Annotated in this window: 19 protein-coding genes, 1 tRNA gene and 1 pseudogene; 11 read left to right on the forward strand and 10 right to left on the reverse strand. The window is 70.8% G+C overall.

What is annotated here, in order from left to right:
- The first annotated feature begins 9 nt into the window (after positions 1–9).
- Positions 10–411: a DUF2141 domain-containing protein gene (locus tag ACWPN7_RS19925; RefSeq protein ID WP_459196041.1), complete on the forward strand. Its 402-nt coding sequence runs from the start codon at positions 10–12 to the stop codon at positions 409–411.
- A gap of 42 nt (positions 412–453) precedes the next feature.
- Here the strand turns inward: ACWPN7_RS19925 and ACWPN7_RS19930 are convergent, their stop codons facing one another.
- From ACWPN7_RS19930 to ACWPN7_RS19950, 5 genes are all read right to left on the reverse strand, one after another.
- Complete coding sequence (locus tag ACWPN7_RS19930) at positions 454–1,551, reverse strand: hypothetical protein (RefSeq protein WP_035671054.1); 1,098 nt, start codon at positions 1,549–1,551, stop codon at positions 454–456.
- A gap of 212 nt (positions 1,552–1,763) precedes the next feature.
- The gene (locus tag ACWPN7_RS19935) at positions 1,764–1,997 is read right to left on the reverse strand and encodes a DUF1150 family protein (protein WP_038525869.1); all 234 of its coding nucleotides are present in this window, start codon (positions 1,995–1,997) and stop codon (positions 1,764–1,766) included.
- A gap of 75 nt (positions 1,998–2,072) precedes the next feature.
- Entirely contained in the window at positions 2,073–2,552 is a 480-nt protein-coding gene (locus ACWPN7_RS19940; RefSeq protein ID WP_014239222.1) for an Hsp20 family protein, read from the reverse strand.
- A gap of 188 nt (positions 2,553–2,740) precedes the next feature.
- Positions 2,741–3,166, reverse strand: a complete 426-nt coding sequence (locus tag ACWPN7_RS19945; RefSeq protein WP_459196040.1) for a GtrA family protein — start codon at positions 3,164–3,166, stop codon at positions 2,741–2,743.
- Positions 3,163–4,266 (reverse strand): glycosyltransferase family 2 protein, encoded by a 1,104-nt coding sequence (locus ACWPN7_RS19950; protein ID WP_459196039.1) that lies wholly within the window; start codon positions 4,264–4,266, stop codon positions 3,163–3,165. Before ACWPN7_RS19950 ends, ACWPN7_RS19945 begins: the two co-directional genes overlap by 4 nt.
- A gap of 591 nt (positions 4,267–4,857) precedes the next feature.
- On the opposite strand from ACWPN7_RS19950, the gene ACWPN7_RS19955 reads away from it, so the two are divergent.
- Genes ACWPN7_RS19955 through ACWPN7_RS19985 form a run of 7 tightly spaced genes read left to right on the forward strand, consistent with a single transcriptional unit; the run spans position 4,858 to position 15,670 of the window.
- Positions 4,858–7,476: an ATP-binding protein gene (locus tag ACWPN7_RS19955; protein WP_459196038.1), complete on the forward strand. Its 2,619-nt coding sequence runs from the start codon at positions 4,858–4,860 to the stop codon at positions 7,474–7,476.
- 59 nt (positions 7,477–7,535) lie between these two features.
- Positions 7,536–11,432 (forward strand): response regulator, encoded by a 3,897-nt coding sequence (locus ACWPN7_RS19960; protein ID WP_451990490.1) that lies wholly within the window; start codon positions 7,536–7,538, stop codon positions 11,430–11,432.
- A 57-nt stretch (positions 11,433–11,489) separates the two neighbouring features.
- Positions 11,490–12,410, forward strand: coding sequence for a diguanylate cyclase (locus tag ACWPN7_RS19965; RefSeq protein ID WP_038525874.1), 921 nt, complete (start codon positions 11,490–11,492; stop codon positions 12,408–12,410).
- Positions 12,411–12,441: 31 nt separating this feature from the next.
- The gene (locus ACWPN7_RS19970) at positions 12,442–13,674 is read left to right on the forward strand and encodes a molybdopterin molybdotransferase MoeA (RefSeq protein ID WP_459196037.1); all 1,233 of its coding nucleotides are present in this window, start codon (positions 12,442–12,444) and stop codon (positions 13,672–13,674) included.
- A gap of 25 nt (positions 13,675–13,699) precedes the next feature.
- Entirely contained in the window at positions 13,700–14,128 is a 429-nt protein-coding gene (locus tag ACWPN7_RS19975; RefSeq protein ID WP_492273419.1) for a hypothetical protein, read from the forward strand.
- A gap of 19 nt (positions 14,129–14,147) precedes the next feature.
- A complete protein-coding gene (locus tag ACWPN7_RS19980; protein WP_492273420.1) occupies positions 14,148–15,080 on the forward strand; it encodes a molybdopterin-binding protein in 933 nt (310 codons plus the stop codon).
- A gap of 26 nt (positions 15,081–15,106) precedes the next feature.
- On the forward strand, positions 15,107–15,670 hold the full coding sequence (locus tag ACWPN7_RS19985; protein WP_492273421.1) for a substrate-binding domain-containing protein: 564 nt from the start codon (positions 15,107–15,109) through the stop codon (positions 15,668–15,670).
- Here the strand turns inward: ACWPN7_RS19985 and ACWPN7_RS19990 are convergent.
- The 5 genes and pseudogenes from ACWPN7_RS19990 to ACWPN7_RS20010 form a co-directional block, all read right to left on the reverse strand.
- Positions 15,648–16,550, reverse strand: coding sequence for a pirin family protein (locus ACWPN7_RS19990; RefSeq protein ID WP_459196035.1), 903 nt, complete (start codon positions 16,548–16,550; stop codon positions 15,648–15,650). The genes ACWPN7_RS19985 and ACWPN7_RS19990 overlap by 23 nt on opposite strands.
- Positions 16,551–16,639: 89 nt before the next feature.
- Positions 16,640–16,918: a hypothetical protein gene (locus ACWPN7_RS19995; protein ID WP_035671069.1), complete on the reverse strand. Its 279-nt coding sequence runs from the start codon at positions 16,916–16,918 to the stop codon at positions 16,640–16,642.
- Between the two features lie 169 nt (positions 16,919–17,087).
- Positions 17,088–17,163: transfer RNA gene (locus ACWPN7_RS20000), tRNA-Ala, on the reverse strand.
- A 141-nt stretch (positions 17,164–17,304) separates the two neighbouring features.
- A complete protein-coding gene (locus ACWPN7_RS20005; protein ID WP_492273494.1) occupies positions 17,305–17,445 on the reverse strand; it encodes a hypothetical protein in 141 nt (46 codons plus the stop codon).
- Between the two features lie 91 nt (positions 17,446–17,536).
- Positions 17,537–17,701 (reverse strand): annotated as a pseudogene (locus ACWPN7_RS20010) (TIGR02300 family protein); the annotation flags it as partial.
- A 206-nt stretch (positions 17,702–17,907) separates the two neighbouring features.
- Here ACWPN7_RS20010 and ggt point away from each other — a divergent pair.
- The 3 genes from ggt to cmk all read left to right on the forward strand — a co-directional run bounded on the left by ggt (position 17,908) and on the right by cmk (position 21,767).
- Positions 17,908–19,674: a gamma-glutamyltransferase gene (ggt, locus tag ACWPN7_RS20015; RefSeq protein WP_492273422.1), complete on the forward strand. Its 1,767-nt coding sequence runs from the start codon at positions 17,908–17,910 to the stop codon at positions 19,672–19,674.
- 87 nt (positions 19,675–19,761) lie between these two features.
- Positions 19,762–21,099: a 3-phosphoshikimate 1-carboxyvinyltransferase gene (gene aroA / locus ACWPN7_RS20020; RefSeq protein ID WP_038525883.1), complete on the forward strand. Its 1,338-nt coding sequence runs from the start codon at positions 19,762–19,764 to the stop codon at positions 21,097–21,099.
- Positions 21,100–21,104: 5 nt separating this feature from the next.
- Entirely contained in the window at positions 21,105–21,767 is a 663-nt protein-coding gene (gene cmk / locus ACWPN7_RS20025) for a (d)CMP kinase (RefSeq protein WP_349618904.1), read from the forward strand.
- Positions 21,768–21,806: the final 39 nt, after the last annotated feature.

Here is a 21,806-nt window from a genome sequence, read left to right on the forward strand (position 1 = left end):
GTCGGTGCGATGACGCTGACCCTTGCCGCGCCGGGGGTCAACTCGGCGGAGCTTCGCGCAACCATCGGCAACGTCAAGCCCCAACAGGGCAAGCTGTGGGTCGCGCTGTATGACGGCGCCGATGCCTACAAAGCGGAGCGGCGTTTCGCCGGGCAAATTCTGGAGGCGTTGGGGACGGAGGTGACGGCGGTCTTCGTCGGTCTGCCGGCGGGGCATTATGGAATCGCGGTGTTCCAGGATCGGAACGGCGACTCGGTGCTCACCACCAACATGGTGGGCATACCAAGTGAGCCCTACGGCTTCAGCGGCGGGGCGACGGGCAGCGCCTTCGGCCCGCCCGCCTTCGACGCCTTCGCCCTGGAGGTGCCGGACGGGGGGACGGTGACCACCAGGGTGCCGCTGACCGAGTGAGCCGCCGCTCCGGTCAACCGGAACCGTGCCGTGGAGGGCTCCTCACGCGCTGGCGGAGCGGGCGGACTGTTCCAGCGACTTGATGTGGGACAGGCCGGGCAGGATTTCCGACTTCACGAACTCCATGCGCCGGTTCGGGCCGCCGCCGCCGCGGGCGAAGCGGGCCTTCCACAGGTCCATCTTCACCGCCAGACCGCACAGCACCCCGCCGATGGTGACGTGGTGGGAGGCGATCAGCTCGCGGATGGAATGGAAGGTCTCGGCGTTGATGTCGCGCCAGAAGTCCTTGGACCGGTTGTCGAAGCTCTCGAAGCGCCCGGTGATCGAGGTCGAGATGTCGGTCAGGTCGCGGCTGATCTCGTCGAGCATGCGCATCTGCCGGGCGTCGCGCTTGACCTCGGTGGAGCTGCGGATCTCGGCCATCCAGGACAGGAAGCGCTGGATCTCCGGGACGATGTCGTCCAGGCATTTCTTGAAGTAGGCCAGCGACAGGAAGATGTCGCCGTACTCCTCGAGGAACTGCGGGATCTCCCCCAGCTCGATGTCCAGCCGGTCGGCCATCATGCGCAGGTTGCGCAGCGCCTCGTCCCGGTTGGGGTTGGAGAACATGCCGATGATGTCCTTCACGTCCTGGACCTGCATGTCCTCGGACCCGTAGACATACTCGACCAGCGGGCGCGTGAAGACGCGCATGTAGTTGGTCAGCTCCTCCTTCTTGCGGTCGGACAGGGTCAGCGACTCGACGCTGTTGACGTCGATGTTCATCCGGCGCAATTCGATGCGGGAGGTGTAGACGTCGAAGCTGGAGGCGGCGGCGATCTTCTCGATCTTGACGAGGTCGCGCTCCACCTCCTCCTTGTAGGATTCGAAATAGGCGGTGAGGTGGCGCGGCGAGACCTGCCCGCTGCCGGTCTGGACGTCGTGGAACATCTCGACGACAGTCTGCAACCGCACGTTCTTGATCAGCCGGGCGTGCTGAAGACCCGGCGTTTCCAGCGGGATGGCCGACAGCGGCATGATGTGCAGCGCGTCGCGGGCCTCGTCCTCCCACTGCCTGCGCCGTCCTCCGCCCTGGGGACGTGCCGATTTGTCCCCCGCACCCTCGGCCACAGCCTCGCTGGTGTCTGCCCCGTCGCTCAATGCCATCTCCCCGCAAGCCGGCGCCCATCCGCCCGCTCGTCCACTTTCGAGGTCCCCCACAAGGATAGCGGGTTGAGGGGGGCAGGCAAGGGTTGAAGGGGGCGTCCCGGAGCAATGTCATAGCACCGGACGTACAGAAACGAAAAGGGCCGGTCCGCGGTGGACCGGCCCTTTCGAAACCTCCGGGCGTCATCGGCAGGACGTCCCGGGCGTCAATGGACGCTCAGCGGCTCCATGTCGTTCTGGCGGACGGTGGCGAAGGCGACGTCGCGCTCGGCCAGCACCGTCAGCGGCGTGCCGTCGGCGGCGTGGACGGAGAAGGCCGGGGCGTCGTCGACGGTCACCGGCCGGACATAGGCCACATGGTCCAGCCCGAAGGTGGCGAAGTCCTGGGGCGACAGTTGGCGCAGGTAGGCCGCGGCCTTGTCGGTGTCGAAGCTGTTCATGAGGCAGTCCTTTGGACGAAACGGTCGAGGAGGTGTAAGCGGCGGGCAATCGCGCTGGTTGAGCGTGAAGACCGGTCAGGCGTCGCCGCGGTCGGGCGCGACGTCGATGGTCTGCGGTCCGGCGGTGCCGCTGGCGGCCTGGGCGGGCTGCTCGATCTTGATGGTGCGGACCTTCGGTTCCGGCAGGGGCCGCTTGAGGTCGATGTTGAGCAGGCCGTTGTCGAGCGAGGCGCCGACCACCTCGATCCCCTCCGCCAGCACGAAGCTGCGCTGGAACTGCCGGGCGGCGATGCCGCGGTGCAGGTAGATGCGCGAGCGGTCGTCGGTCTGGCGGCCGCGGATGACGAGCTGGTTGTCCTCGATCTGGACCGACAGGTCCTCGGAGGTGAAGCCGGCCACGGCCAGCGTGATGCGCAGGCCCTCGTCCCCGATCTGTTCGATGTTGTAGGGCGGATAGCCTTCCGCGGAATTCTTGGCGATGCGGTCCAGCGTGCGCTCGAACTGGTCGAAGCCCAGGAGCAGCGGACTGTTGAAGAGCGAAAGACGTGTCGTCACGGCGCATCCTCCTCGAGAGGCGAGCGAGTTGCACATTGGGCCCGTTTCCGGCGCCCGGCTGGCTGGCGGCCCGAAAGGGGAGGATCGGCGCCGCTCCGTCATAGATTGGGGTAGGCCGCCCGGCGGTCAAGGTTCGCCGTTGCGGCAAAGCGACCCCGCCCTCCGGCGGAGCCGCTCGGGCCGGGGACTCAGACGAGGGGATTGGCGGCCGGTGCGGTGAAGACGAAGCGCCGGCTGGACCAGTAGTTCCAGGCGAAGGTGACGGCGGTCGCCGCGATCTTGGCGACCAGCGGCGGAACGGCGGGGACCAGCAGGCCGACCACCAGCGTGGACAGCCCCAGCCCGACGAGGTTGAAGGCCAGGAACAGCGGCAGGCGGCGGGTCATCGGAGCGGCCTCCCGGCGCATCCGGAAGGTCCAGCTGCGGTTCAGCAGGAAGCTGCACAGCACGCCGGCGCCGTAGCCCACGGCGTTGGCAGCCAGAACGGGAGCGCCGGCCAGCGACACCAGGGCCAGGAACAGCGCGAAATCCACCCCGGTGTTCAGCAGGCCGACCAGGGCGAAGCGGATGGCCGTCCAGGGAACGGCCCGTCTCCGGCCTTCCGTGCCGCTCAACTGTTGGCCCCGCTCTTGGCTTCGATGCGGGAGAAGGCTCCGGCGGCGGCGGCGATGCCGGTTCCCAGATGCACCACGACGGGGTCGGGCATGGCCTGCACGCCGGCTTCGGCGGCGGCGGCTTGGGCGGCGATCTGGGCGGCCATGGCGTCGGGATGGCGGGCGATGCGGTCCACCACGAACAGCGGCCGCTGTTTGGTCTCCATATAGAGCCGTCCCAGATACTCGCCCAGGACGCCCAGGATCAGCAGCTGCGTGCTGCCCAGCACCAGCGAGACGACCATCACGCTGGTCCAGCCGGGAACCGTCGCGTGCTGCGACCAGCTCACCAGCGCGTAGCCCAGCGCCAGCAGCGCGCACAGAGCGAAGAAGAAGCCGACGTAGGAGGCGGCGCGCAGCGGCTTGATGGAAAAGCTGGTGATGGCGTCCACCGCGAAGCGGATCATCTTGCCCAGCGGGTACTTGGTCTCGCCGACGGCGCGGGCCTGCCGGTCGTAGGGCAGCGGCTCCTGCTTCAGCCCGATCCAGCTCACCATGCCGCGGATGAAGCGGTGCTGCTCCGGCATGGCGTTCAGCACCTCCAGGGCGCGGCGGCTCATCAGGCGGAAGTCGCCGGTGTCCTTGGGGATATCGATGTCGACCAGCCGGTCGAGCAGACGGTAGAACAGCGCCGCCGTGCCCTTCTTGAACCAGGTCTCGCCGTCGCGGGCCATGCGGGTGCCGTAGACCACGTCGGCCCCGGCGTCCATGCGGGCCATCATGGTCGTCAGCAGCTCCGGCGGGTCCTGCAGGTCGGCGTCGATGATCAGGATGCGCTCGCCCCGGCAGACATGGAGACCGGCGGTCAGGGCGAGCTGGTGGCCGTGGTTGCGCGACAGCCGCACCCCCGTCACCGCCGGATCGTCTCGCACCAGAGTGGCGATGCGGCCCCAGGTGCCGTCCCGCGACCCGTCATCCACCAGGATCAGCTCATAGCTCTCCCCGACCTCGGCGCGGCAGGCCGCGGACACCCGGCGGTGCAATTCGCCGATCCCCTCGGCCTCGTTGTAGCAGGGAACCACCACGGACAACCGCGGGGCCCCGGCAACGGCGTGCTGCATGAACCTTCTCCCGTCACCGCCTCCCGTCCACACCCCCGGCCCGATGCTGTCCCGCCGCCGGCTTTCACGGCGTGAAATCCAACGGAGGACCCCTTCGGGCGAGCGCGCAGACCTCGGGCGACACCGGCGCGGTACCGCCGGCATCCCGTTTCGCCAACGGGATCGCAGGCCATTTTGCCTCGCCGGAATTCGGTACTAATCCGGTCATGCGGCCACCACGCCGGCCCGGCCGGCAAAAGTCCCCGGAACGTCACAGGCCTATGGCATTTGCGACGATTGCCGGTGCGTACGGGGTGCCCCAAAGGGCGTGATGCAGCGCGGAACGCGGGGCCTTTCCCGTGCCGGGGCACCGCCGCTCCGCCACCCCGGACGGCGATGCCGGGTGGGGTGCCTCCACCGGGTTGCCTATGACGGGCGACCACCTCCGGAGCGGCACGTCCCTTGCGTGAAAACGGCGAACGGGCGGACCGGAACGGAGCGGCATCCGCCCGTATGCCGGGAATGCATCGCACGATGCGAATCCGTGTCGCGCCACACAAGCAAAATGCAAAACGGCATCGCCAGAGGGTTGCGATGGCCGAAGGGGTTGCAATGAACATGCTTGCCAGCGAACTGCTGCTCGGGCTGGCCCAGAACATTGGACTGTTCGCGGTCGTGGCGGTCGTCTTCCTGCAGATCCGCAGCCGCGCCGCCGGCTGGCCGGCGCCGCTGGCCAACGCCCTGCTGGGCCTGATGTTCGGCGGGGTGGCGGTGCTGGGCATGGCCGATCCGGTGCAGGTGGCGCCGGGCCTGTTCATCGACGCGCGCAACGTCATTGTCGGTCTGGCCGGCCCGTTCGGCGGTCCTCTGGCCGGGGTGGGGGCGGCGGCGGTGTCCGGCGCCTTCCGCGTCTGGATGGGCGGTCCGGGAGCGGTGGCGGGAGTCACCTCTCTGACCGGGGCGGGCCTGATCGGTGTTCTGGTGGCCGCGGCGGCGCGGCGGAGCGGGCGGTTCGGCAACCGGCATCTGGCCGTGCTGGCCCTGCTGGTGACGGTGATGGCGCCCTTCAGCTTCCTGCTGCTGCCGCCCGACATGGCGCGCCGGCTGATGGACACCGCTCTGGTGCCGCTGAGTCTCGGCAACTTCTTCGGAACGCTGGCGCTGGGCACCTTCCTGCGTAAGGAGCAGGAGCGCCTCGATCTCCAGATCGCCCTCACCGAAAGCCAGCGCCGCTTCGCCGCGACGGTGGCGAACCTGCCGGGCGGCGTGTATCAGCGGGTGCTCGGGGCGGCCGGCCGGCTGCGCTTTCCTTATTGCAGCCCCGGATTTTTCCAGGTGATGGGCCTGCCGCCGACGGAGCGGGTGACGCTGGAGGCGCTGAACCGCATCCTCCATCCCGAAGACCGCCCGCGCGTCTACGCTTCGATCCACGCCTCCGCCGAGACGCTGGACCCCTGGAATCTCGAATACCGGATCGTCCGGTCCGACGGCGAGATCCGCTGGATCAGCGCTTCCAGCCGCGCCGTCCGGCGCGACAACGGCGACATCGTGTGGGACGGCATCGTCACCGACGTGACCGAGGCCAAGCGCAACGAGCAGGCGCTGATCCAGGCCCGCCTGGAGGCCGAGGCGGCCAGCCGCGCCAAGGCCGAGTTCCTGGCGACCATGAGCCACGAGATGCGCACGCCGCTGAACGGCATCCTGGGCTTTGCCCGCCTGCTTCTGGACGAGGACCTGACACCCCGCCAGAACCACCACGCCCGTCTGGTGCGCGACGCCGGGCGGTCTCTGCTGACGGTGATCGAGGATGTGCTGGACTTCTCCCGGATCGAGGCGGGGCGGCTGGTGTTGACGGACACCCCCTTCGCCATCCGCGACCTGATCGCCAACTGCGCGGCGGTGCTGCGTCTGGAGGCCGAGGCGAAGGGTCTGACGCTGCACGCCGCTGTCGGGCCGGATGTGCCGGACTGGCTGCGCGGCGATCCCGACCGGCTGCGGCAGGTGGTTCTGAACCTTCTGGCCAACGCGGTGAAGTTCACCGAGCATGGCGGCGTCGGCCTGACCATCGTGAAGATCGCCGACACCCCCGCGGGCCCGCATCTGACGATCAGCGTCACCGACACCGGCATCGGCATCCCCACCGACCGGCAGGGTCAGCTGTTCCAGCGCTTCAGCCAGATCGACCGGTCGCGCGGGGGCACCGGCCTGGGCCTCGCCATCAGCCGACGGCTGGTGGAGATGATGGGCGGAACGGTCGGGGTGCAGAGCCAGGCGGGCGTCGGCTCGACCTTCTGGCTGTCGCTGGTGCTGCCGGAATCCACTCCACCGGTCCGGGGCTGCACCCCGTGCGCGGCGGAACTGCTGGTCCGCCGCCGTCTGGTGCGCATCCTGCTGGCCGAGGATCTGGCGATGAACCGGGAACTGATCGTCGCCATGCTGCTTGGGGCGGGCCACCGCGTGGACGCCGTCGCCGATGGGCGGCAGGCGGTGGAGGCGGTGCAACGCGGCGTCTACGATCTCGTGCTGATGGACGTGCACATGCCGGAGATGGACGGTCATGCCGCCACGCGGGCAATTCGCGGCCTGCCGTCGCCGGTGGGAAGCATTCCGATCCTGGCGATGAGCGCCAGCGCCCTGCCCGACGAGGTCCAGCGCTGCCACGACGCCGGCATGAACGGCCACATCGCCAAGCCGGTGGACCGTGCCGCCATGCTGGACGCCATCGATCACGCGGTGGGCAAGGTCCAACAATATGGTACCGCCACGGCGGTCCCGGTGGCCGTGATGGGAATGGGCGCTTTGCCGGATACCGTGGCGGAGCCGATTCCGCTCCGCCAGCCGCTCGATCTGGCGATGCTGCGCCAGCTGTCGGACGACCTGGGGGAGGACGCCTGCGCCCGTCTGGCCGCCGCCTTCCTCGACGAACTCCCCCGGCGGATGAGCCGGCTGCGCGCGGGCGGCGTGGCCTTCGTCCTGGCGGGTGGCATGGCGGTGGAGGCCCAGGCGCTGATCGCGCCGTCGGCCAGCCTGGGGCTGGTCCGGCTGGCGTCCGCCTGCCGCGCGCTTTGCGCCGCCCTCCGTGCGGGGCGCCGAGACGAGGCGGCCGGGTTGGCCGGCAGCGTTGTGGATGCGGCGGAGGAGGGGGCGCGGGCCCTGCGCGAGGCCCTGCCCGGCGACCGGGCGGAGGCCCTTTTCAAGTCTCTTGCGAAGGACATCGTCCGGACGCCATAATTGCCATGTGCGGCAATTTTTTCTCCTCCGGCGTGCGCCGGACTGGGCGGACACCGGTGATGGACGAAGCTTTCCTGACGGCGGAGGGGCCCGCCGCGGCCACCCGCACGCGGCTGCGGACCTTGCTGACGACCATCGTCGGGGTGATCACCCTGTTCGGAGTTGGCCTCTGGGGGGCGGCCACCTGGGCCGACCGCGACGAGGCGGTGAGCCACGCCCGCGACCGGACGCTGAGCGCCGCCCGCCTGCTGCATGAGCATGTGCGCCGCACCGTCGCCACCAGCGATCTCGTGCTGCAGCGCGTGGACGACCGGCTGCGCGTGCGGGATATGGAGGTGGTCGGGCGCGACGTGCCGCTATGGCAGGAACTGCGCGCCATGGCCGACGCCATGCCTGAGGTCAGCGCCATCTTGATTCACGATGCCGCCGGCAACGGGCTGCTGACCACCCGTCAGTTCCCGACGCCGCCGATGAACAACGCGGATCGCGCCTTCTTCCAGGCCCACCGGAGCGGCGAGGCGTTCCACATCGGCGGGATGATCCGGGGCCGGATGTCGGGCCGGCCGACCTTCACCATCAGCCGCCGCATCGGAACGGTGGAGAATTTCCAGGGCGTTGCCCACATCGCTCTGGATCTGGACTACTTCCGCTTTTTCTTCGAAGGGTTGAACATCGGCCGCGGGGGCGCCGTCGCCCTGTACCGCGAGGACGGAACCCTGCTGTTCAGCCTGTCCGGCCAGGACAGCGGCGCGCCGCCGTCCGCGGCATCGCCGGACCTGCCCCCGGTGCCTCCCCCGATGGACGAGGCGCCGCGGTCCACCGGCGGCACGGTCTTCAGCCGGTCCCCGGTGGACGGGTCGGAACGGATCGTCGCCAACCTGCGGGTCCAGGATCTGCCGCTGATCGTTCAGGTCGGCATGTCGCAGGAGGAGGCGCTGACACCCTGGCGCGAGCGCACGATTCACGGCGGCCTGCTGGTCCTGCTGGCGGTGGCCGCCTGCGCCGCGCTGGCGGCGGCGGCGGCGCGCAGCCTGTCGCGCGAGGAGGTGGGACGCCGCCGGCTGGCCGAGACGAACGCCGACCTGGACGCCACCGCCCGCAGCCTGGAACAGGCCAATCGCGCCTTCGCGGGGGCCAACCGCCGGCTGAACCTGATCCTGCAATCCGCGTCGGAGGGCATCTGCGGCGTCGACCGGGACGAGCGGATCACCTTCGCCAACCCCGCCGCCTGCGCGCTGACCGGCTACACCAACGAGGAGATGCTGGGCCGCAGCCTGCATGTGCTGCTGCATCACACCCGCGCCGACGGCACGCCGGCACCGACCATCGACTGCCCGGTCTTCGAGGTGCTGCGCACCGGCGAGGCGCGGGGCGGCTCGGAGGACATCTACTGGCGCAAGGACGGCACCAGCTTCCCGGTGGAGTTCGCGGCGTCGCCCATGCTGGAGGACGGGCGGGTCGAGGGCGCCGTCGTCGTCTTCCACGAGATCGCCGAGCGCAAGCGGGCCGAGGAGGCGCTGCGCCAGGCCAAATCCGTGGCCGAGGCGGCCAGCCGCGCCAAGAGCGAATTCCTGGCCAACATGAGCCACGAGATCCGCACGCCGATGAACGCCATCCTGGGTCTGGTCCATCTGATCCAGCAGACTGACCTGTCGTCGCGCCAGCGCGACTATGCCCAGAAGATCCGCGTCTCGGCGCAGTCGCTGCTCGGCATCCTGAACGACATCCTGGACTTCTCCAAGGTCGAGGCCGGCAAGCTGGAGCTGGAGAGGGTGGAGTTCCGCCTCGACGACCTGCTGCAGAACCTCGCGGTGATCGTCGGCGCGGCGGCGCAGGACAAGGACATCGAGGTTCTGTTCTCGGTCGGGCCGGAGGTTCCGCTCGACCTCGTCGGCGACCCGCTGCGCCTGCAGCAGGTGCTCATCAACCTCGCCGGCAACGCCATCAAGTTCACCGAAGCGGGGGAGGTGGTGGTGTCCGTCCGCGCCGTCGAGGTGGCGGAGGAGCGGACGGTTCTGGCCTTTTCCATCCGCGACACCGGCATCGGCATCGACGCCGAGCAGAAGGAGCGCCTGTTCCAGGCCTTCAGCCAAGCCGACAGCTCCACCACCCGGCGCTACGGCGGCACCGGCCTCGGGCTGGCCATCTGCACGCGCCTGGTCGCCCTGATGGGCGGGGTGATGGATGTGGCGAGCGAGCCGGGCCAGGGCAGCGATTTCCATTTCACCGCCGTCTTCGGGAATCCCGCCTTCGGGCTGGCCGGCCTGGCCGGGGCCGGGCGGATGGGCGCCGGGCGGGCGGGAGAGCGGCCGATGCGCTCCCGTGTGGTGCCGCGCGGCCTGTCCGTGCTGGTGGTGGACGACAACCTCACCGCGCGCGAGGTGCTGGGGGAGCTGGTCACGTCCTTCGGCTGGAAGACCTCGCTCTGCGCGTCGGGGGCCGAAGCGATCGTGGAGCTGGAGCGCGCGACCGCCGCGGGGCAGCCCTACGACATCGTGCTGATGGATTGGAAGATGCCTGGGATGGACGGGCTGGAAACCTCCCGCCGCATCCGCGACGACGGGCTGGTGAAGGCGCCCGTCATCATCGTGGTCTCCGCCTTCGGACGCGAGCGGATGGGCGCCGGGTCGGGGGACGAGGGGCTGGAGGAGCTGGGACTCGGCGGCGCGCTGGTGAAGCCGGTCACCGCCTCCTCCCTGCTCGACGCGGTGATCGACGCCTATGGGCGCGGCACCCGGGGCGACGCGCCGGAGGCGACGCCGCTGCACGCCTGCGCGGCGCATTCCGCCGGTCTCCTGCGGCCGCAGCAACTGCGCCCCCTGTTCGGGCAGCGCCTGCTGCTGGTGGAGGACAACGGCATCAGCCAGGAGGTGGCTCGCGAAATCCTGGAGCGCGCCGGTGCCCGCGTCACCCTGGCCGGCAACGGGTACGAGGCCATCGCCTGCGTCGAGGAGGCTAATCCGCCCTTCGACCTCGTCCTGATGGACGTGCAGATGCCGGAGATGGACGGATTCGAGGCGACGCGCCGGCTGCGCGCCCGGCCCGCCGGGCAGGGGTTGCCGATCATCGCCATGACCGCCAGCGCCCTGCCGTCCGACCGTCAGCGGTGCCTGGACGGCGGCATGGACGACCACATCGCCAAGCCGATCGACGTGGACCAGCTGTTCTCCGTGGTGACGCGCTGGCTCGGCCAGCCGGCGGGCGGTCTGGGGGCCGGTGGCTTGGGGGTAGGTGGTTTGGGGGCGGGCGCGCCGATCCTGCCCAAGCCCATGCCGTCCGCGGCCCGCGCGGCGCTTCCCTCCGAATTGCCGGGCATCGACGTGAAGGACGCGCTGCATCGGCTCGACGGCGATGTCGGGCTGTTCCGCAAGTTCGTCACCGATTTCGCCCGGACCTATGACGGCGTGGCCGATGGCATCGCCGTCGCCCTGGCCTCCGGGGATCTGCCGCGGGCCAAGGCGCTGGGGCACGAGTTGAAGAGTCTCGCGGGCAACATCGGCGCCCGCACGCTGTCCGCCGCCGCGGACGCCGTGCAGATCGCCGCCTTCCGCGGGGACGGGGCGGCGGCGGCGGCGCAGCTGCCGGTTCTCCGCGCGGAGCTGGAAGCGGTTCTGGATTCCGCCGCCCGGCTGACCGTTGCGCCGGGGCGCGCCCACGGCAGCGTTCCTGGCGGCGGTTCCGGCGGTGCTTCCGGTGGTGTCGGGGGCGGTGGGGAACCGGCGATGGACATCCAGACGCTGGAACCCATGCTGGACCGTTTCGCCCGGTTGCTGCGCGACAGCAACTTCGCCGCCGCGGAGGAGTTCGCCGTCCTGGCGCCGCCGCTGGCCGACTGGATCGATCCGGTGTCGATGAAGGCGCTGTCGTCGGCGGTCGATGGCCTCGACTTTACAAAAGCTCAAGGAATCTTGCGCAGGATCATGCTGGATCTCGGCCTGTCCCTGCCGGCCGACTGACCCGCTTCGCACCACACGCACACCGCCTTCCGGGAACCCGTTCTCCAGGAACCGATCATGACCGATGCACGCTCCAAGATCCTGGTGGTCGACGACATTCCGTCGAATGTGCATGTGCTGAGCCGCATCCTGAAGGACGACCACGACATCTACTTCGCCACCGACGGGGCGAAGGCGCTGGAGCTGGCGCAGTCCCGGCTTCCCGACCTCGTTCTGCTGGACATCATGATGCCGGGCATGGACGGCTACGAGGTCTGCTCCCGGCTGAAGGCCGAGCCGGTCACCCGCGACATCCCGGTCATCTTCATCTCGGCCAAGAGCGAGGTGGAGGACGAGACCTATGGGCTGGAGGTCGGCGCCATCGACTTCATCTCCAAGCCGATCAGCCCGCCCATCGTCAAGGCCCGCGTGCGCAACCATCTGCTGCTGAAGCGGCAGACCGACCTGCTGCGCACCCTGTCCTTCAACGACGGCCTGACCGGCATCGCCAACCGCCGCCGCTTCGACGAGGTGATGCTGCGCGAATGGCGGCGCTGCGGGCGGGCGCAGCTTCCGCTGTCGCTCATCATGCTCGATGTCGACCAGTTCAAGCCCTACAACGATCATTACGGCCATCAGGCGGGCGACGAGTGCCTGCGCGCCGTGGCCCAGCTCCTGGCCGAGCAGATGATGAGGCCGGGCGACCTGGCCGCCCGCTACGGGGGCGAGGAGTTCGTCTGCCTGCTTCCCGAAACCGACGAGGACGGGGCGGTCCAGGTGGCCGAACGCCTGCGCCGGACGGTGGCCGAGCGGCGCCTGCCGCACGCGGTGTCCCACGTCGCCGACCACATCACCATCAGCCTGGGCGTCGCCACCGCCCGGCCGACGCTGGACGACACGCCGGACCGGCTGAGCCAGCTTGCCGACGGCCTGCTCTACGAGGCCAAGCGCGCCGGCCGCAACCGTGTGTGCAGCGGCGGCGTGGAGGTTGCGGTATAAGGGGCTGACCTGAGGCATCACGGGTGCAGCCATGACCGCGGCCAGAGCCGGAGACGACAGCGCGACCGGAGGCCGGCTTCCTTTTGCAGCGACTCCGTCCGACGTGCGCGGGCGCGGATTCTCCAGCCGCGCCTCCCTGCCGGTCATGGAAGGCTGGATCGACGCCGCCGTCACTCCTCTGCCGCCGCGCGCCGTGGCGCTCGCCGACCTCGCTGCGACCCTGGCGGAGGGCGTGGTTCTCGCCGCGCCGCTGACCGCGCCGGGAGACTGGCCGCCCGCCGACCGGGCCGCCCGCGACGGTGTGGCGGTCGCCTCCAGCGACACGCTCGGCGCCGGCTCCTACAACCCGGTTCCGCTGCCGGATGCCGTGACGGTGGCGGCGGGCGAGCCGATGCCGCCGGGAGCCGACGCGATCCTGCCCGTCGAATGCATCCAGACCGACGGCCCCTTCGTCGAGGCGCTGGGCAGCGCCGCCCCCGGCGAGGGCGTGGAGCGGCAAGGGGAGGGCCTGCGCGGCGGGACGGTTCTGCGGGTGGCCGGGCACCGGCTGCGCCCGCAAGATCTCGGACTGCTCGCCGCGCTGGGGATCGACACGGTGCGCGTCGGCGCCCGCCCGTGGGTGCGCGTCGTGCTGGCCGGAGGGCCGCGGTCCGGTCCCGAGACGCTGGGCGCCATGCTGACCGCGCTGGTGGCGCGGGATGGCGGCGTGGTGGAACTGGTGGGGCCGCTGCCGGCGGACCGCGCCGTCCTGTCCGCCGCCTACGCGGCCCCCGGCGCCGACCTGCTGATCTCCGCCGGGCGCACCGGGGTGGGGGACGACGACGTGGCCCCCCTGGCACTGGCCGACGCGGGAGGGCTTGCCCTGCACGGCGTGGCTCTGCGCCCCGGCGATTCGGCGGCGCTGGGGACGGCCGGCGGCGTGCCCGCCGTGCTGCTGCCCGGCGAACCGATGGCTTGCCTGACGGCCTACGAGCTGCTGGCGGGGCGGGCGGTGCGCCGTCTGGCCGGGCGGGACCCGGCGCTGCCGCATCCGGCGGTCCCCGCCGTGACGGTGCGCAAGCTGGTGTCGGAGATCGGCTGCACCGAACTGCACCGCGTGCGTCGGACGGCGGATGGGCTGGTCGAGCCGGTGGCCTCCCCGCACCGGCCGGGTCTGGCCGGGGCGGTGCTGGCCGACGGCTTCGTGCTGATCCCCGCGGACAGCGAGGGCGTCCCGGCGGGGGCGACCGTGACCCTGCGCTGTTTTGACGGTACAAGTCTCTGAACAGAATTAAGCGAGGGGGGAGGGCGTGTCCAACCAGGACATCCGGCGGTTTGTCGCCCAGGCGGCCCGGCAGGAGCAGTTTCTCGAGGTGGTGAGCCGCGATGAGGCGGAGGCGCGGTTCCGCCGCCATCTCGACCTGACGCCCAAGGGGGCGGAGACGGTGCCGCTGGGCGCCGCGCTGGGCCGCGTGCTGGCCGCCGACGTGGTGGCGGAGGTCGATGTCCCCGGCTTCGACCGTTCCTCGGTGGACGGCTTCGCGGTGCGCGCCGCCGACACCCAGGGGGCGGGCGAGGACACGCCGGTCGTGCTGCGCCTGAACGACGAGGTGCTGTCCGCCGGGCGCGTCCCGGCGCTGACCGTCGCCCCCGGCACGGCGACGGTGCTCGCCACCGGCGGCATGCTGCCGCGCGGCGCCGACGCCGTGGTGATGGTCGAACACACCGAGTTCGCATGAGGAGGGCGACGCCCTTCTGGTGGAGATCCGCAAGCCGGTGGTGCCCGGCGCCTTCGTCGCCGCCGCCGGGTCGGACATCGGGCGCGGCGAGACGGTGATGCGCCGCGGGCAGGTGCTGACCTCGCGCGAGATCGGCGTTCTGGCGGCCATCGGGCGGGGCGAGGTGTCGGTGGTCCGCCGCCCCCGCGTGGCGATCCTGTCCACCGGCGACGAGATCGTCGCCCCGGGCGAACCGATCCGGCCCGGCGCCGTCTATGATTCGAACGCCGCCGTCCTCGCCGCCGCTGTGGAGGAACTGGGCGGGGAGCCGGTCCGGCTGGGCATCGCCCGCGACGACGCGGCGGAGCTGGCGCCGCTGGTCGAGCAGGGTCTGGCCTGCGACGCGCTGCTGCTGTCGGGCGGCACGTCGAAGGGGGCGGGCGACCTGTCCCACCGCATCATCAGCCGCCTGAGCGACCCCGGGATCGTTGCGCACGGCGTCGCGCTGAAGCCCGGCAAGCCTCTGTGCCTGGCCGTAACGAAGGGCAAGCCGGTGGTGGTCCTGCCCGGCTTCCCGACCTCCGCCATGTTCACCTTCCACGAGTTCGTCGCCCCGGTTCTGCGCGCGCTGGCTGGTCTGCCGCCCGCAGCGAAGGAGAGCGTGGACGCGACGGTGCCGATGCGGCTGGGATCGGAACGGGGCCGAACCGAATATGTGATGGTCTCGTTGGTGCGCGGGGCGGACGGGGGGCTGGCGGCCTATCCGCTGTCCAAGGGCTCCGGCGCGGTGACCGCCTTCAGCGCGGCGGACGGCTTCATCGCCATCGACCCGCAGGCCGAGGCGGTGGAGGCCGGCACCCCGGTGTCGGTCCAGCGCATCGGGCGCGACACCCGCCCCGCCGACCTGATCGTAATCGGTAGCCATTGCGTCGGGCTGGACGCCATCACCGGCCGGCTGGTCGGGGGGGGCTGACGGTCAAGGCGCTGAACGTCGGCTCCATGGGCGGCCTCGCCGCCGCCCGGCGCGGCGAGTGCGACGTGGCGGCCATCCATCTGATGGACCCGAAGAGCGGCGCGTACAACCACCCCTTCCTGACCCCGGCGCTCGGCCTCGTGACCGGTTACCGCCGCCTTCAGGGCATCGTCTTCCGCAAGGGCGACGTTCGTTTCGAAGGCAAAACGGCGGAGGAAGCTGGTCTGGCGGCGGCGCAGGATCCCGACTGCATCCTGGTCAACCGCAACGCCGGCAGCGGCACGCGCATCCTGACCGACCGGCTGCTCGGGGCGGCGCGTCCCACCGGCTATTGGTCGCAGGCCAAGTCGCACAACGCCGTGGCGGTGGCGGTGGCCCAGGGCCGCGCCGACTGGGGCGTCGCCATCGAAAGCGTCGCCACCCTCTACGGGCTGGGCTTCCTGCCTCTGCAGGCGGAGCATTACGACTTCGTGATCCCCAACGACCGTCGGGACCGGCCGGCGGTCCAGCGCTTCCTGGCGGCGCTGGCCGATCCGGCGGTGCGGGAGAAGCTGACGGCGCTCGGCTTCACCGTTCCGGAAGCGGAATGAACTCCGTCTCGCCGGGAACGGCGTCGAACCGGCCGGCCTTCCATTCGGCCTTGGCCTGTTCGATGCGGTCCTGGCGGCTGGAGACGAAGTTCCACCAGATGTGGCGCGGGCCGTCCATCACGGCGCCGCCCAGCAGGATCAGGCGGGCGGCGGTTTCGGCCTCCACCGTCACCGCGTCGCCGGGACGCAGCACCAGCAGCCGCCCGGACTCGAAGCGGTCACCGTGGATCGTCACGGTACCGTCGGCGATGTAGAGCGCCCGCTCCTCCGTCTCGCGGTCGATGGGCAGGCGGGCGCCGGCGTCCAGCGACGCATCGACGTACAGCGTGTCCCACAGCGTGTTCATGGGCGAACGTACACCGTACGCCTCGCCCGCGACGACGCGCAGCCGCTTGCCCTCGCCCTCCACCACCGGCAGCTCGTCAGCGCCGAGATGGACGAAGGCGGGGTCGGTCTCCTCATGGGTCTTGGGCAGCGCGACCCAGGACTGGATGCCCGACAGCAGCCGGTCGCGCCCGCGCTCGTCGGTGGCGGAGCGTTCGGAATGGGCGATGCCGCGCCCGGCGGTCATCCAGTTCACCGCCCCCGGACGGATCGGCAGGACGGTGCCCAGGCTGTCGCGGTGCAGGATCTCGCCGTCGAACAGGTAGGTGACGGTGGCCAGCCCGATGTGCGGGTGGGGGCGCACGTCGATTCCCGCCCCGGCCTTGAGGATCGCTGGCCCCATCTGGTCGAGGAAGACGAACGGCCCGACCATCCGCTTGCGGACGGAGGGCAGGGCGCGCCGCACCTCGAACCCGCCGATGTCGCTGGTGCGCGGGACGACCACCGTTTCCAGCCAGCCGTCCGGAGACTCGGTCAATGTTGGCGCCGTCGTCATGCTTGTCCTCCCCTTCCCGAAGCCTGTTCCCAATGGTGGGTGCCACCAACAGGTGGGGACCGGCGCCGCGAATGGGAGGGGGAAAGCGTTCAGTGCTTGGGGGTGCCGCAGCCGCCGCTTCCGCAGCCGCAGCCGCCGGCCGGGGCGGTGACGTGGATGGCGCCGCGCGCCGTGGCCAGCAGCACGTCCAGCGGGATGCCGGTGGCCTTGGCGAGATCGTTCAGGCTGGCGCTGTCGGGCACGCCGACGCCGGGGTTGAAGACCGGGTGGATCTGCGCCAGCCGGCCCACGGCGTCCGGATCGACGGCGTTCAGCGCGCCCAGGGTGGTCTCGCCCGTCAAGGTGTTGGCGATCAGGATGTCGGCCATGGCGTGTCCGAAGCGGGAGGAAAGGGGAATCGGCGGAAGCCGACGGTGCCGCCCGACCAAAGAGCGTTCCTTGACGCCTGTCAAGACGGTGGTGGCGGAAGGAATGGGAAGAAAAAGACGCTGAAACGCCGAAGGGCCCGCGCGGTGTTGCGCAGGCCCTTCGGGTGTTTGGTGGAGCCAAGGAGGATCGAACTCCTGACCTCTACAATGCCATTGTAGCGCTCTCCCAGCTGAGCTATGGCCCCGAAACTCTGGGCGGCGAGCCTTGCGGCCTGCCTCGGTGGAGCGGGATATTGGTCAGGACGGGGGTCCGATGCAAGAGAAAAATTCAGCCCCGCCCAGCTTTTTTCCGCTCACCCGCCCCCGTCTTTCAAGGGGGAGCGCGATCAGCGCTCCTCCTCGTCCTCGCCTTCGACGTCGACGACCTCGTCCATGTCGTCCTCGCCCAGCTCCGAGGTGTCCTCGATCAGGACATCGTCCTCGTCCTCGGGCGTCTCGTCGGTTTCCTCGATGTCGTCGACGGTCACATCGTCCTCGACCTCGTCGAGTTCCGTCGAACTCTTCGTCCTCGGTCTCGGTCTCGGTGTCCTCGTCCGAGGAGACCACCGGGGCCTTCTTGACATCGTCAACCGGCGCCGGGCGCGCCTTGCGGGACTTCAGCAACGCCTCGGGATCGAACTGCGCTCCGCAGCTCGGGCACACCGGCGGGTCCTTGCGCAGATCGTAATAGCGCGCGCCACAGCTCGGGCAGATGCGCTTGACGCCCCATTCGGGTTTGGCCACGCCTCGTCCTCCGTCACGTTCCTAGGGAATGCCCAATTCGGGAATTGCAAGCCGCGCCCTTTGCCACGCCAGCGGGCGCTTGTCAAAAAAAAGTTCGCTGAATGTCGCCGTCGACGTGGCAGGGCCGTCGGCCGGTGCCAAACTTCACCCTGCGGTGGTCCTTCGGGTCGCCGACAAGGATACCATGATAATGGGGGAGGAAGCCGATGCCGATCCTGCTGTCCCGCCGCTGGCGGGCATTGCTGACCGCCGGCCTGCTGGCGGCGCTGCCGCTGGAGGCCGCAGCCCAGACGGCGCCGTCCGCGGCGGGCGACGTGGCGCCGGAACGCGCGACCGGGCGCGGCAGCCGCAGCGTCGACACCGCCACGCGGCATATGGTGGCCGCCGCGAATCCGCTGGCGGCGGAGGCCGGGCGGGAGATCCTGCGCGCGGGGGGCAGCGCGGTGGACGCGGCGATCGCCGTGCAGCTCGTCCTCAATCTGGTGGAGCCGCAAAGCTCCGGCGTCGGGGGCGGCGCCTTCCTGGTCCATTACGATGCCGCAACGAAGGCGGTGACCTCCCTCGACGGGCGCGAGACGGCGCCGGCCGCGGCGACTCCGGAGCGTTTCCTGGGGGCGGGCGGCAAGCCGATGCCCTTCTACGACGCGGTGGTCGGCGGCCGGTCCGTCGGGGTGCCGGGCACGGTGATGCTGCTGGAGCACGCCCACCGCACGCACGGCAAACTGCCCTGGCCCCGCCTGTTCGAGCGCGCCATCGCGCTGGCCGAGAACGGCTTCACGGTCAGCCCGCGGCTGAACGGCCAGCTGGCGATGGAGAAGCACCTGCCGTCCAACCCTGCGGCGCGCGCCTATTTCTATCAGCCGGACGGCACGCCCTGGCCGGTCGGCCATGTGCTGAAGAACCCGGAGTTCGCGGCGACCCTGCGCGCCATCGCCGAGAAAGGCTCTGCCGCCTTCTACGAGGGTCCGATCGCCGCCGACCTCGTCAAGGCGGTGACCGGCCACCCCACCAACCCCGGCGACATGACCGAGGCCGACCTGAAGGCTTACCGGGTGAAGGAGCGGGAACCAGTCTGCGGCCCCTACCGCGCCTACACCCTGTGCGGCATGGGGCCGCCCAGCTCCGGCGGGGTCGCGGTGCTGCAGATGCTGGCCGTCCTAGAGGGCCGCGACATGGCTGCCACCCGCAGCGATCCGGCGCTGGCGGCGCATTGGATGTCGGAGGCTGGGCGGCTCGCCTTTGCCGACCGCGGGCTCTACTTGGCCGACCCGGACTTCGTGGCGGTGCCGGTGAAGGGGCTGCTCGATCGCGGCTATCTGGCGGGCCGCGCCGCCCTGATCGGCGAGCGGTCCATGGGCAAGGCGCAGGCGGGCGAGCCGCCCTTCCGCGAAGGCCCCGCTTGGGGCTTCGCCGAGGCCGAGGAGCACGGCACCAGCCACATCTCCGTGGTGGACGGGGCGGGCAACGCCGTCGCCATGACCACCACCATTGAGGACGGGTTCGGTTCCCGCCTGATGGTGCGCGGTTTCCTGCTGAACAACGAGTTGACCGACTTCGCCTTCACCCCGACGGAGGACGGCAAGCCGGTCGCCAACCGGGTCGAGCCGGGCAAGCGGCCGCGCAGCTCGATGGCGCCGACCCTGGTCTTCCGCGACGGCGCCCTGGTGGCTTCGGTGGGGTCGCCGGGCGGCAGCAACATCATCAATTACGTGGGCAAGACGCTGGTCGCGCTGCTGGATTGGGGCCTCGACCCGCAGGCGGCGGTGGACGCCCCCAATTTCGGCAGCCGCAACGGCCCGACCGAGCTGGAGCAGGGCACCGAGGCGGAGGGCTGGATCGCGGCGCTGGAGGCGCGGGGGCACACGGTCAAGGCGATGGAGCTGACCTCCGGCACCCAGGCGATCGTGGTGACCGGTCCGGGGCTGTCCGGCGGCGCCGACACCCGGCGCGAGGGGGTGGCGGCCGGCGACTGATCGCGGGAGCCGCGCATCGCTCGCATCGCCTTGCCCGCTGTGCTAGGTACTCCGCCCTGGTCACATTCTTGTCTGGGGAGTCCTCCCATGCTGCAGGCGAAGCCGCTTCGCTCATCCTCCACCGGCGCGCTGGCCGGCACCATCCGCGTGCCGGGCGACAAGTCGATTTCGCACCGGTCGCTGATGCTGGGTGCCGTCGCGGTGGGCGAGACGGTCATCCACGGCCTGCTGGAAGGGGAGGACGTGCTGAACACCGCCGCCGCCATGCGCCTGCTGGGCGCCCAGGCGGAGCGCGGCGGGGACGGCGTGTGGCGCGTGCGCGGCGTCGGTCTGGGCGGGCTGGCGGAACCGGCGCAGGTGCTCGACATGGGCAACAGCGGCACGGCGGCGCGCCTGCTGATGGGCCTCGTCGCGTCGCACCCGATCACCTGCGTCTTCACCGGCGACGCCTCTCTGAACAAGCGCCCGATGGCCCGCGTGACCGGCCCGCTGGAGCAGATGGGCGCGCGCTTCGTCGGACGGTCCGGTGGGCGGCTGCCGCTGGCCGTGGTCGGCAGCGACCGCACGGTGCCGATCACCTACCGCCTGCCGGTGGCCTCCGCCCAGGTGAAGTCGGCGGTCATCCTCTGCGGCCTGAACACCGCCGGCACCACCACCGTGATCGAGGCGGAGCCGACCCGCGACCACACCGAGCTGATGCTGCGCCATTTCGGCGCCACCGTGACGACCGAGCGGATGGAGGACGGCGCGCTGGCCGTGTCCGTCGTCGGCCAGCCGGAGCTGACCGGGCGCGAGATCGTCGTGCCCGCCGACCCCAGCTCCGCCGCCTTCCCGGCGGTCGCGGCGCTGCTGCGCCCCGGCTCGGAGCTGCTGCTGCCTGGCGTCGGCATGAACCCGCGCCGCACCGGCCTCTACGACACGCTGGTCGAGATGGGCGCGAACATCGCCTTCGAGAACCGCCGCGACGAGGCGGGCGAGCCGGTGGCCGACCTGCGGGTGAAGCACGGCCCGCTGAAGGGCATCGTCGTTCCGGCGGACCGCGCCCCCAGCATGATCGACGAGTATCCGATCCTCGCCGCCGCCGCCGCCTGCGCGGAGGGCACCACCGTCATGCTCGGCCTGAAGGAGCTGCGCGTGAAGGAGAGCGACCGCCTCGCCATGGTCGCCGACGGGCTGACCAAGTGCGGCGTGAAGGTGGAGGTCGGGGCCGACGACAGCCTGACCGTCTATGGCACCGGCAAGCCGCCGCAGGGCGGCGCCACCGTCGCCACCGCCATGGACCACCGCATCGCCATGAGCTTCCTGGTGCTGGGCATGGCCACGGCCGAACCGGTGCAGGTGGACGATGGCGCCTTCATCGACACCAGCTTCCCCGGCTTCGTCGCCCTGATGAACGGCGTCGGCGCCAAGATCGCGGGGGTGTGAGGGCGATGGGTCTGGTCATCGCCATCGACGGCCCCGCCGCCGCGGGCAAGGGCACGCTGTCCAAGCGGGTCGCCCAGACCTACGGCTTCGCGCATCTCGACACCGGGGCGCTCTACCGCGCCGTCGGTGTCGCCGTCCTGCGCGCCGGCGGCGACCCGGCGGACGCGGAGGCCGCGGCACAGGCCGCCCGCGCGTTGCGGCCGGACGACGGCATCCTGAACGACCCCGCCCTGCGCAGCGACGAGGCGGCGCAGGCGGCCTCCAAGGTCGCCGTGGTGCCGGCGGTGCGGGCCGCCCTGCTCGATTTCCAGCGGCGCTTCGCCGCCACCCCGCCCGGCGGCGCGCCGGGGGCGGTGCTGGACGGACGGGACGTCGGAACGGTCGTATGCCCGAACGCCGATGCCAAGCTGTTCGTTACCGCTTCCGTGGAGGTGCGGGCCGAACGGCGACTCAAGGAGTTGCGGGAACGCGGGATTCCGGCTATACCGTCCGACGTCCTGGAGGACATGAAGGCCCGTGACGCGCGCGACAGCCAGAGGACGGTAGCACCGCTCCTGCCGGCTGCCGACGCTTTTGTGCTTGATACCTCCGCCCTCGACGCCGATCAGGCGTTCGCAGCGGCGACCGCCTTTATCGGAACGAAAACCGGTTTCGGCCCCAAGGTCTGAGCATCAGGGTCCGGGCGCTTCGGCCCTCCAACGGAACAT

It is taken from the genome of Azospirillum sp. UENF 312511 (assembly GCF_058780635.1).

What these genes read in the sequence shown, in the direction of transcription:
- ACWPN7_RS19955 (WP_459196038.1), top strand. Translation starts at nt 4,858, where the DNA reads ATGAACATGCTTGCCAGCGAACTGCTGCTCGGGCTGGCCCAGAACATT.
- ACWPN7_RS19965 (WP_038525874.1), top strand. Translation starts at nt 11,490, where the DNA reads ATGACCGATGCACGCTCCAAGATCCTGGTGGTCGACGACATTCCGTCG.
- ACWPN7_RS19970 (WP_459196037.1), top strand. Translation starts at nt 12,442, where the DNA reads ATGACCGCGGCCAGAGCCGGAGACGACAGCGCGACCGGAGGCCGGCTT.
- ACWPN7_RS19950 (WP_459196039.1), bottom strand. Translation starts at nt 4,266, where the DNA reads ATGCAGCACGCCGTTGCCGGGGCCCCGCGGTTGTCCGTGGTGGTTCCC.
- ACWPN7_RS19985 (WP_492273421.1), top strand. Translation starts at nt 15,107, where the DNA reads ATGGGCGGCCTCGCCGCCGCCCGGCGCGGCGAGTGCGACGTGGCGGCC.
- ggt (WP_492273422.1), top strand. Translation starts at nt 17,908, where the DNA reads ATGCCGATCCTGCTGTCCCGCCGCTGGCGGGCATTGCTGACCGCCGGC.
- aroA (WP_038525883.1), top strand. Translation starts at nt 19,762, where the DNA reads ATGCTGCAGGCGAAGCCGCTTCGCTCATCCTCCACCGGCGCGCTGGCC.
- ACWPN7_RS19925 (WP_459196041.1), top strand. Translation starts at nt 10, where the DNA reads ATGACGCTGACCCTTGCCGCGCCGGGGGTCAACTCGGCGGAGCTTCGC.
- cmk (WP_349618904.1), top strand. Translation starts at nt 21,105, where the DNA reads ATGGGTCTGGTCATCGCCATCGACGGCCCCGCCGCCGCGGGCAAGGGC.
- ACWPN7_RS19995 (WP_035671069.1), bottom strand. Translation starts at nt 16,918, where the DNA reads ATGGCCGACATCCTGATCGCCAACACCTTGACGGGCGAGACCACCCTG.
- ACWPN7_RS19960 (WP_451990490.1), top strand. Translation starts at nt 7,536, where the DNA reads ATGGACGAAGCTTTCCTGACGGCGGAGGGGCCCGCCGCGGCCACCCGC.
- ACWPN7_RS19990 (WP_459196035.1), bottom strand. Translation starts at nt 16,550, where the DNA reads ATGACGACGGCGCCAACATTGACCGAGTCTCCGGACGGCTGGCTGGAA.
- ACWPN7_RS19935 (WP_038525869.1), bottom strand. Translation starts at nt 1,997, where the DNA reads ATGAACAGCTTCGACACCGACAAGGCCGCGGCCTACCTGCGCCAACTG.